The organism is Dietzia cercidiphylli (assembly GCF_014145145.1).
In the GTDB taxonomy this organism is placed as follows: domain Bacteria; phylum Actinomycetota; class Actinomycetes; order Mycobacteriales; family Mycobacteriaceae; genus Dietzia; species Dietzia natronolimnaea.
The window spans coordinates 1-8,624 of sequence record NZ_JAALEA010000535.1 but is presented as its reverse complement, the minus strand read 5'-3'; the positions used below and the strand labels follow the sequence as shown (position 1 = coordinate 8,624).

Sequence of the window (8,624 nt, the reverse complement as noted above, 5' to 3'; positions counted from 1 at the left end):
TGAGTCCGGTGATGAAGTCGGTGACGCGGTCGGCCTCGGCATCGGTGAGATCAAACCGTTGGCCCCCGACGATGGTGCGGGCGGGGCCGAGTGGTTCGAGCCCGTAGAGGACTCGAGTGGCGGCAGACAGTGCGGCTCGGTTGGCGATGGATTCGATGGTGCAGTCCAAGGCGTCGGCGATTGCGGTGAGCTGGTCCCGGCTGATGACGGCGGGCGGCGTGGCCTGTCGGTAGGCGGTGGGTTGGGATTGGCCGCGTTCCCAGGCGCTGATCCAGGGGGATTTCACTCCGATGGCCACGGCCAGTTTGAGCTGGGTGAGTCCGGCCGCCATGCGTGCAGCGCGGATGGCGCGGCCGAGTGATCGGGCTTCGTCTGGGGTCACCGGGGCTCCTTGTCTGTGGTGTCGGTGTTGAGGGTGGCCAGGACGGCCCAGTGTCCGTCGCTGCAGGTGACGTCGAGGACGGGGACGGCCGGAGTCGTCCCAGGCTGGATGGTGGCGGTGATGCGGTGGTCGAGGTCGATGTGGGCGTGCAGCTCGGTGGGGCCTGTCCCGACAATGAACGTCATGCCTCCCCCTCTCCCCCACTGGTCGGTCCGTCGGTGAGGTCGGCGCGGCGCGTGGTTTCGCGGCGCATGGCGCGGCCTTGGTCAAGGAGGATCTCGAAGAGGTCGTCGGTGGGCGCTTCGGTGCTGGCACGGGTCAGCTCAGCGGCGGTGCGGGCGAATCGGCGGCGGTAGGCGGCGTCGAGGACGTCGGCCGCGAGGGTGCGCACTCCGATGGCGGGGGTTCCGAGTAGTGCGACGACCTGGAGGGCGTCGGCGAGGAGCCGTCCGTGGTGGCCGGCCATGCGGCCGGCGTTGGTGAGTGCGGCGAGCACTCGCGGGGCGTGGTGGGGTTCGCTTGCCGCGATGAGGTCGGCAATGACCTGGAAAAGGTCGCCGTATCGGGGGTTGAGGAAGTCGCTTGCCTCGAGGTGGCGGGTGATGTGGCGAGCTTCGGTGATGTCGTTGGTGTGCAGCAGGGCGCAGAGGAGTGCGGCTTCGGGGTCGAGTTCGGGGACGGTGGGTGCGTCGTCGGTGGCGGCGAGGTCGTCGACGTCGACCGGGTCGGCGGTGGCCAGCGGGTCCTCGGCGGTCATGGTGTGCATTGTGTGTCCCCTCCCCTACTGGCGGGTGATTCAGGCGGCGGTGCGGCCGAGGTCCTTGATGCGGTCGGGTCGGAATCCGGCCCAGTGGTCGGTGCCGGCGACGACTACGGGGGCCTGGAGGTGGCCGAGAGCCATGACGTAGTCGCGGGCTTCGGTGTCGGTGGTGATGTCGACGAGCTCGTAGTCCAGGCCGGCCTTCTCGAGCGCCTTGATGGTGGCGCCGCACTGCACGCACTGGGGCTTGGTGTACACGGTGATGGCCATGGCGGTGGTCCTTTCGGTCGTGGTGTCCGTCTGCCTCGCGGCGATGGGCGGGGGTTGTGGGTCAGGCGGCGTAGATCGCGCGGCGGATGGTGCCGACGATCTCGGTGTCGTCTTCGTCGGCGACGACGGTGACCCGGTCCTCGTGAACGGTGAGCGGGTTGACCGAGAGGTCGAGGACTGTGGCGAGCGTGGCGGCGGCCTCCCAGGGCTCGGTCGCGGTGACGGAGTAGGTGATGCGGGCCATGGCTGGCTCCTTTCGGGTTCGGGGTGAGTGGCCTTGTGGCCTGCTCTGCTTCTAGTGTACACGCATCATGCGTGTATGGTACGTCTATGGCGCGTTAATGTGCTCTCACCTGCGGGTTTTTCGCGCCACCGCCTCGGCTGTGCCGTTCGCGCATGGCCCCCCTTTCCCTGACACCTGCCGATCTGGTGTGTAGCGAACGGAGTCAAGGAAGGGCACCCGGGCGGCGGTGAAGAATCTGCCCCGAAATAAGCGCAGCGCGGGGCAGATTGTTTGCCGACGACCGGGCGGCGGCGAAGCCGACGCCGACCTTGACACCGGTAGTGGAGCACCAAGACTCGCAGTGGCAGGGAAAGAGGGCTGACCACCGACTACCCGTGGTGGAAGGTCTTGCCCCCGCCCGTCGGGTGGGGCTTGCTAAGCCAGCCGCAGAACGTCTGACCGTGCAATCGAGTTCGCGCGTTGTGACTCGAGCTGCAGGCGGCGAGGGTCGGCCATGAATGCTTTGAGGGCGTTGGCGCTTGGGAAGTCGATTCGTTGAATCTCGATCGGATCGGTAGTTGCTTGGCGTTCGACTTGATCGCGCGAACAGAGTCTTCCGCCGTGATCGGCGATAAGCGGAAGGACTTCGTCCTCGTAGAGGCGAAGGGCGTCCTCCCGGCCGGGGTACGGCCACAGCAGAACGCAGAGCCTGACAGTCACGGACCAATACTATGCGTGTGCTGCGTTTTCACGCCAGGGCCATTTGGCATCGCGCGACGGAAGCCCCCGTGGTGGATCTCGACCCGGTTGCCGCGTTGGGGGCTACGTCGCGGGAGTCACCAGGCGGTGTTGCACGCGGGAGCTGGCCCCAGTCGACTCGCGGCGGTGCGGAAGATAGTGCTCTTAGTGGGTGAGGGTGCGGGTTGCTCGGAGGGTGGCGAGGAGGTCGGTGCGTCCGGTTGGGGTGATGCGGGGTGCGATGACGGCGTGGGGTTCGTCGCCGAGGGCGATGAGATGAGCGTGATGTTGGCCGGTGTTGGCGGCGTGGATGTCGATGGTGGTGGCTGCGGCGTGGTGTGCGGCGAGGTCGAGGGCTTCGGCGTGGCTGCCGGTGGTGGCCAGGGTGTCCTGGTGGAGGAGTTGGCCGGTGGGGGTGGTCGTGGTGATGGTGACGATGTGCATGGGTCTACCTCTTGTAGGTGGTGCGGCCGCCGGCGCGGAAGGGGCTGGTGTCGGAGTGGTAGGGCTTGCCGTCGTTGTATTCGGCGTCGAGGCGGTCGAGCAGCTCCTCGAAGGCGCGGACGGTGAAGGCGACGGCGCTGGGCAGGTCCTCGTCCTTGTCGAGGGCTTCGCAGGTGCCCCAGATGCGTTCGACCAGGTCGGCTGGCAGGCGCATGTTCCAGTTGCGGTATTCGGGGGCGTCGGCCGGCCGTGGGGTGCCCTCCCCTGCTGCGGCTTGGGCGACGAGGCTGTCGGTGGTCTTGCGCTTGCGGACGGGCGGTGTGGCGGCCATGGGTTCAGGTCCTTTCGGCGGTCAGGGTGGTGAGCAGCTCGTGGAAGCTGTCGCGGACGGTGACGGCGGCGATGTCGCGGAGCTCGTCGAGTCCTTGACCGTTGGCGGCGGCTTCGGCGATGAAGGCGCGGCGTGGGATGTCGTGGGGGTGGACGGTGTAGCCGGATTGGGTGGCCCAGTCGCGGATCTCGGTGGCGACGCGGCCGTGGGTGGCGGTGCGGGTGGTGTCGCGCAGGTTGATGAGGATGTCGGGGTCGGGCAGGGGCCGGCTGGGGCGGAGGTCTTCGTTGATCTCGTCGACGAGCTCGCCGGTGTCGCTGATGCCGTTGAAGGAGTCGTTTTCGGGTTCGGTGACCAGGAGGACCCGGTCGGCTGAGTAGAGGGCGTTGATGGTTCCCAGGGACAGGCCGCGGTCGCAGTCGATGATGACGAGGTCGTAGTTGTCGCGGACGGTGTCGAGGGCTTTGTGTAGGACTTTTCCGGGGGCCACTCCCCCGAGCGCCTGCAGGGCTGCGGCGAGTTTGCCGCGGCCGGAGGGGACGATGTCCAGGCCGGGGCGGCGGGTGGTGTGGGTGGCGCCGGCGAGGGTGACGCCTGGGGTGCGGGCGTAGATGTCGGCGAGGGTGTGTCCGTCGGGGTCGCGGTTTCCGAGGATGCGCAGGGCTACTCCCCCTTGGGCGTCGTGGTCGATGACTAGGACGCGCTTGCCGCCTGCGACGGCGGTGTGGGCGAGCATGAGGGCGGTGGTGGTCTTGCCGACGCCGCCCTTGTGGTTGGCGATCGCGATGACCGTGGTCATTGGTGCTTTCCCTTCGTTATGCGTGCATGGTGCGAGTATATCGGCGCATGGTGCGGGTATGTCGCACGTGTGATGCTTGGGTGCGGGGCGTGTCGTGGGTGATGTGCGGGATGGGTGGCCGGCGGTCGGGCGTGGTGCTTAGCGGAGCGGCGCCACGCCCGACCGCCCCGCCGGCCTAGCCGGCGGCCTCCTCGTCCTGGTCTTCGTCGGTGAGGGCGTCGGCGATGAGGTGGACGGCCTCCTGGACCCGGACGGCGGTGGCCTTGATGGTGTCGGCCTGTCCCCCGCTCCAGCTGGCGAGGTAGCCGACGCTGTAATCGCTCGTGTCGAGGTCGTGCAGTGCGGCCACGACGTAGGCGACGGATTCGGCCTCGAGTTCGCGGGTGGCCTGGTCGGGCTCGTTGGTGAGCTTGCCCTCTTCGTCGGTGTGCAAGATCGCGTGCGCGGCCTCGTGGATGGCAGTCTTGGCGGCGTGGGCGTCGGACAGGTCCGCGTCTACGACGATGCGGCGGGTTCCGTCGACGGTGCAGTAGCCGTTGGACTCGCCGGGGATCTGCTCGCGGGTGACGGTCCAGCCCTGGCCGGTCATCCACTCGCTGATGCGCTCGTAGAGGGCGGCGTGGTCGTCGCCCTGGAGCTGGGCGACGGGGGCGGTGAGCTGCTCGACTCCCTCGATGGGGTCGGTCTGGGAGATGTCGAACACGCTGACCACGGGCGGTGGGCACTTAATGGCCTTGCGGGTGGTCTCTCCGGTGGCCTCGTCGGTCTCGGAGACGAGGCGGAACGGCTTGCCGAAGATCCGGATCCCCTTCTCACCTTTGCGGACCTGGCGGCCCTTGGCCTGCCACGCCTTGAATCCGGCGACCTGGGTCGCGTGCGGACACTGCACCTGGATCAGCATCGTGTTGTTGAAGCTGTAGCGGTGGAACGATCCGAGGAAGTCCAGCCACCTGAGCCACTGGCCGGACTGCATGAGGGCGTCGACGGCGGCGGACAGCTCGTCGTGCATCTGCTCGACCTTCTCGGCGCGGGCCGCGCGGGCGGCCTCTTTCTGCTGCGGGGTGTAGGTCTTGCGGGCCATGGCTGGCTCCTTTCGGGTGCGAGGTGAGCGGGTGGTCCCGGCTCTGTCTTCTATTGTACACGCATCATGCGTGCATGGTACGTCTATGGTGCGTTAATGTGCTCTCACCTGCTGCGGGTCCGCCGGGCCCGGCCCGCCGATTGGCGGGCCGGGGACTATGGCTAGAGGTGCAGCTGGTCGGTGCACCCGGTGCAGCGGCTGCCGCTCTGGCCGGAGGTGATGACCTCGGCGCAGTTGGTGCAGCGGCGGGCGGGGTGGACGAACGCGGCGCGGCCGTTCTCGTAGTGCCACAGCACTTCGGTGCCGTCGGGATTGGTCACGAGCCGGATTTCGGCCGCGATAGTGCGGCCCTCGTCCGGGACCTCGAGATCGAAGGTCTCGAGCAGGGTGCCTGGCTTGGTCATGGTGGTCCTTTCGGGTGCGGGGTGAGCGGGTGGTCCCGGCTCTGTCTTCTATTGTACACGCATCATGCGTGCATGGTACGTCTATGGCGCGTTAATGTGCTCTCACCTGCGGGTTTTTCGCGCCACCGCCTCGGCTGTGCCATTCGCGCAGTGTCCCCCTTTCCCTGACACCTGCCGATTTTCGTGCGCAGCGAACGGGGTCAAGAGAGGGCACCCGGACTGCTGCGACGAATCCGCCCCGAAATAAGCGCAGCGCGGGGCGGATTGGTCGTGGCCGGCCGGGCGACGGCGAAGCCGGCGCCGACCTTGACCCCGGAAGTGGAGCACGCACAATCGCGGTGGCAGGGAAAGAGGGCCGCCCACCAGTGCCCACCCAGAGGCCGGGCCACCGTCGCTTGGACGGTAGCCCGGCATCGGGAGGGGTCTTACAGCTCGTCGGTGTCGACGTGGTCGCCGCAGGCGCGGCGCTCGACGGGGGACAGGGCGTAGCCCTGGTCCTCGATGAACCGGAGGTAGGCCACAGTGCGGCGGTCGATGTGTCGCCAGGAGCCCTTGTGGGTGTTGACCTCGTGGGCGATCAGGCACATGGCCAGGCTGGTCATGGTGGCTTTAGCGGTGGTCATCGCCTCGGTGTCCGGGACCGTCAGGTAGGTCTCGCGCTCGCCTCGCAGTCGGTCCGCGGAGAGCAGGTGCGGGCTGGTGGTAATGGTGGCGGCGACGAACGCGGCGCTGTTCTTCGGCGCGGCCTTGCGGGCGCAGAAGGTCTTGAGCCAGTCGCGGCGGACCTGCTCGGCGGCAAGCCACGCCTTGTTTGCGGCGATGACGTCGCGTCGTTCGGCCCGCTTCTGCTCGCGCTCTTCCTCAGTCGGTTCGCCCTGGGACGCGGTGCTCCACGGGGTTTTCCACCCTCGGGCGGCGAGGTCGTCGCAGTACCAGCGGGCCTGGACTACCAGCGCTTCGTGGACCTGGCTCCGGATGATCGCGTCCTCGGGCCGGTCCTCCTCGTCGTCCTCGTAGATCTCGTACGGGTCGACCGGCTCCCCGGTGGCCGTGAGGACGGTGGTGAAGTCGGCATCAAGCCGGACGGCGAGGTGGTCGCCAGGGTTGTCGGGGTCGATGGTGACCTTCTCACCGGTCTCGACGTCGACCAGCCTGTCGACCCACTCGCCCTTGGAGTCGTAGGCGGGCCAGCCCTCGAGGACGGGCACACCCTTGGTCTCCCACTGGGCGCGGGCCTCGGCCAGGGCGGCGGCGATCTGCCGCTGCTGACGCAGGCGAGCGGCCTGGTGCTCGAACTGGCCGGTGGCGGCGGCACGGACGAGGCTGTCGACGGCGCGGTCATCGTCGGCGAACTCGGCAACGACGGCGGCTTGGGTGATGGTCAGGTCGTAGCGGTCGAGAGTGTCGGTGTCGGGCATGGTGGTGGCCGCGTCGACGGTGGAGCGGTCGACGCGCAGGCGCTTGCTGATCTGGGCGGGGGAGATGCCAAAGGCGGCGAGCTGGGCGATGGTCTCGGCCTGCTCGCGGGTGGTGAGGTTCTGTCGCTGCTGGTTCTCGTCCCACTGGGCCGCGATCAGGTCAGTCTTGCCGTCTAGGTCGTCTGCCGGGGCAGAGGTGACGATGACGGGGACCTGGTCGAGTTCGGCAGCCACGGCGGCGAGGGTGCGGCGGTGGCCGTGCTTGACGACCAGGTCGTTGTTGTCGTCGCGGTAGGCGTTGATCGGCTCAAGGAGGCCGTGTTCGCGGACGCTGGCGACCAGGTCGTCGGAGGCTTTGGCGTCGCGGATGTTCGAGACGAGGGTCAGCTCGGAGGGGCTGACGTGGATGAGGTTCATCGTGGTGTCCACGGTGGTCCTTTCGGGTACGGGGTGAGCGGCCTTGTGGCTGCTCTGCTTCTAGTATACACGCGCCATGCGTGTATGGTACGTCTGAGGTGCGTTAATGTGCTTTCACCTGCGGTTATGGCGCTGGGGCGTAGACGATGTGGGGGACTCCTTGGTGGGTGTAGTAGCCCTCGGTGTAGGTGCCGGTGTCGGAGGGTTCGTCGTGTCCGATCGCCCACACTTGGGCGGCGAGGTCTGCGGCGTCGAGCTCGCCGTCGGGTGAGTGGTGGGGGGTGACGATTCCGCTTCGGGGGCCGATGGTGACGCGGCGGGCGCGGTGTTCTCCGGCACGGGCGAGGTTGACGGTGTCGCGCATGAGTTCGCGCAGGTTGGTCGAGCGCAGTGGTTCGGCGGTGGTCATGCGGCCAGAGTGGCACGGTTCGTGGGCGTCGGCGGCTTCGGTGGACACCTGGGCGCGGGTGTTGTGGGGGAGGGGTGGGGTGTGAAATGCGCTGGAGGGGGTCGCCAGGCGGGCGACCCCCTCCAGCGGCCGGTTAGGGCATCAGGACGTCGAAGTGGGTGAGGCGGACGCCGTTCTTGCCGTTGCTGGTGAACCGTGCGGAGATCGCGCGGGCGCGGGGGCCGATGGTGAGGACTGCGGCGACGTAGTGCACGGCCATATGCGGCGTGACCTGAACGGTATCGACCCGGGGTTCGATGAGGGTTGCGCGGTCGGTGTCGTTGGTGCGGGCCTGGCGGGCGACTGCGGCGCGGTTGATCGCTGCGGCTCCTGCCTCGGTGGCGATCTGGTCGAGGTTGGTTACGCGGCTGCGCTGGCGGTTGTAGACGGCGACGGCGACGTTGATGGCGCGGTCGATCTCGCGGCGGACGCGAGCGTCGACGGTGACGGGGCGCTCGGCGGGTGCGCCGTGGTTGCGGTCGACCTGCTGGGCGATGTCCTGGTGGGCGGTGGCCTCGATCTGCTCGGTGAGCCAGTCACTGGCCACGAGCGGGGTGACGCCGTAGTGGCGCATCTCGGCGTAGGCGGCGGCGATCCCCTCGGCGCCGGGGACGGTGAACGTGGGCGACGTGAGCATGGTCGCTCCTTTCGGGTTCGGGGTGAGTGGCCTTGTGGCCTGCTCTGCTTCTAGTGTACACGCATCATGCGTGTATGGTACGTCTATGGCGCGTTAATGTGCTCTCACCTGCGGGTTTTTCGCGCCACCGCCTCGGCTGTGCCGTTCGCGCAGGGCCCCCCTTTCCCTGACACCTGCCGATCGTGTGGGCCGCGAACCGGAGTCAAGAGAGGGCACCCGGACGGACGCGGGGAATCTGCGGCGAAATAAGCGAGCGCAGCGAGCGCGTCGCA

14 protein-coding genes are annotated in these 8,624 nt (G+C 68.1%); all 14 read right to left on the bottom strand.

All coding sequences use genetic code 11. The features are described 5' to 3' along the window. On the bottom strand, nt 1-382 hold a 382-nt coding region (locus G6028_RS17065), incomplete at its 3' end, for a helix-turn-helix domain-containing protein (RefSeq protein WP_182659574.1). Then, the gene (locus tag G6028_RS17060) at nt 379-567 is read right to left on the bottom strand and encodes a hypothetical protein (protein WP_182659573.1); all 189 of its coding nucleotides are present in this window, start codon (nt 565-567) and stop codon (nt 379-381) included. The genes G6028_RS17060 and G6028_RS17065, both read right to left, overlap by 4 nt. Continuing rightward, nucleotides 564-1,139, bottom strand: coding sequence for a DnaB-like helicase N-terminal domain-containing protein (locus G6028_RS17055; RefSeq protein ID WP_182659572.1), 576 nt, complete (start codon nt 1,137-1,139; stop codon nt 564-566). Before G6028_RS17055 ends, G6028_RS17060 begins: the two co-directional genes overlap by 4 nt. Before the next feature lie 39 nt (nt 1,140-1,178). Continuing rightward, nucleotides 1,179-1,412, bottom strand: coding sequence for a glutaredoxin-like protein NrdH (gene nrdH, locus G6028_RS17050; RefSeq protein WP_017838629.1), 234 nt, complete (start codon nt 1,410-1,412; stop codon nt 1,179-1,181). A gap of 61 nt (nt 1,413-1,473) precedes the next feature. After that, complete coding sequence (locus G6028_RS17045) at nt 1,474-1,656, bottom strand: hypothetical protein (RefSeq protein ID WP_017838630.1); 183 nt, start codon at nt 1,654-1,656, stop codon at nt 1,474-1,476. Nucleotides 1,657-2,070: 414 nt separating this feature from the next. Next, a complete protein-coding gene (locus G6028_RS17040) occupies nt 2,071-2,355 on the bottom strand; it encodes a hypothetical protein (RefSeq protein ID WP_156776066.1) in 285 nt (94 codons plus the stop codon). Nucleotides 2,356-2,538: 183 nt separating this feature from the next. Next, nucleotides 2,539-2,817: a hypothetical protein gene (locus tag G6028_RS17035; protein ID WP_182659571.1), complete on the bottom strand. Its 279-nt coding sequence runs from the start codon at nt 2,815-2,817 to the stop codon at nt 2,539-2,541. 4 nt (nt 2,818-2,821) lie between these two features. Next, nucleotides 2,822-3,148: a hypothetical protein gene (locus G6028_RS17030; RefSeq protein ID WP_017836510.1), complete on the bottom strand. Its 327-nt coding sequence runs from the start codon at nt 3,146-3,148 to the stop codon at nt 2,822-2,824. Nucleotides 3,149-3,152: 4 nt separating this feature from the next. Further along, the gene (locus G6028_RS17025) at nt 3,153-3,947 is read right to left on the bottom strand and encodes a ParA family protein (protein WP_067715302.1); all 795 of its coding nucleotides are present in this window, start codon (nt 3,945-3,947) and stop codon (nt 3,153-3,155) included. Between the two features lie 175 nt (nt 3,948-4,122). Continuing rightward, complete coding sequence (locus G6028_RS17020) at nt 4,123-5,028, bottom strand: ArdC-like ssDNA-binding domain-containing protein (protein ID WP_182659570.1); 906 nt, start codon at nt 5,026-5,028, stop codon at nt 4,123-4,125. 161 nt (nt 5,029-5,189) lie between these two features. Further along, on the bottom strand, nt 5,190-5,432 hold the full coding sequence (locus G6028_RS17015) for a hypothetical protein (protein WP_069388970.1): 243 nt from the start codon (nt 5,430-5,432) through the stop codon (nt 5,190-5,192). 425 nt (nt 5,433-5,857) lie between these two features. Then, nucleotides 5,858-7,279: a ParB N-terminal domain-containing protein gene (locus G6028_RS17970; protein WP_182659569.1), complete on the bottom strand. Its 1,422-nt coding sequence runs from the start codon at nt 7,277-7,279 to the stop codon at nt 5,858-5,860. A 112-nt stretch (nt 7,280-7,391) separates the two neighbouring features. Then, the gene (locus G6028_RS17005; RefSeq protein WP_182659568.1) at nt 7,392-7,676 is read right to left on the bottom strand and encodes a hypothetical protein; all 285 of its coding nucleotides are present in this window, start codon (nt 7,674-7,676) and stop codon (nt 7,392-7,394) included. 133 nt (nt 7,677-7,809) lie between these two features. Beyond that, nucleotides 7,810-8,352 carry a hypothetical protein gene (locus G6028_RS17000; RefSeq protein ID WP_182659567.1) on the bottom strand — a complete coding sequence of 181 codons (543 nt, stop codon included), beginning with the start codon at nt 8,350-8,352 and terminating at the stop codon, nt 7,810-7,812. Between the last annotated feature and the right edge of the window lie 272 nt (nt 8,353-8,624).

Coding starts and splice junctions, on each gene's coding strand:
- nrdH (WP_017838629.1), bottom strand. CDS start 1,412: ATGGCCATCACCGTGTACACCAAGCCCCAGTGCGTGCAGTGCGGCGCC.
- G6028_RS17000 (WP_182659567.1), bottom strand. CDS start 8,352: ATGCTCACGTCGCCCACGTTCACCGTCCCCGGCGCCGAGGGGATCGCC.
- G6028_RS17005 (WP_182659568.1), bottom strand. CDS start 7,676: ATGACCACCGCCGAACCACTGCGCTCGACCAACCTGCGCGAACTCATG.
- G6028_RS17015 (WP_069388970.1), bottom strand. CDS start 5,432: ATGACCAAGCCAGGCACCCTGCTCGAGACCTTCGATCTCGAGGTCCCG.
- G6028_RS17030 (WP_017836510.1), bottom strand. CDS start 3,148: ATGGCCGCCACACCGCCCGTCCGCAAGCGCAAGACCACCGACAGCCTC.
- G6028_RS17060 (WP_182659573.1), bottom strand. CDS start 567: ATGACGTTCATTGTCGGGACAGGCCCCACCGAGCTGCACGCCCACATC.
- G6028_RS17035 (WP_182659571.1), bottom strand. CDS start 2,817: ATGCACATCGTCACCATCACCACGACCACCCCCACCGGCCAACTCCTC.
- G6028_RS17020 (WP_182659570.1), bottom strand. CDS start 5,028: ATGGCCCGCAAGACCTACACCCCGCAGCAGAAAGAGGCCGCCCGCGCG.
- G6028_RS17045 (WP_017838630.1), bottom strand. CDS start 1,656: ATGGCCCGCATCACCTACTCCGTCACCGCGACCGAGCCCTGGGAGGCC.
- G6028_RS17055 (WP_182659572.1), bottom strand. CDS start 1,139: ATGACCGCCGAGGACCCGCTGGCCACCGCCGACCCGGTCGACGTCGAC.
- G6028_RS17025 (WP_067715302.1), bottom strand. CDS start 3,947: ATGACCACGGTCATCGCGATCGCCAACCACAAGGGCGGCGTCGGCAAG.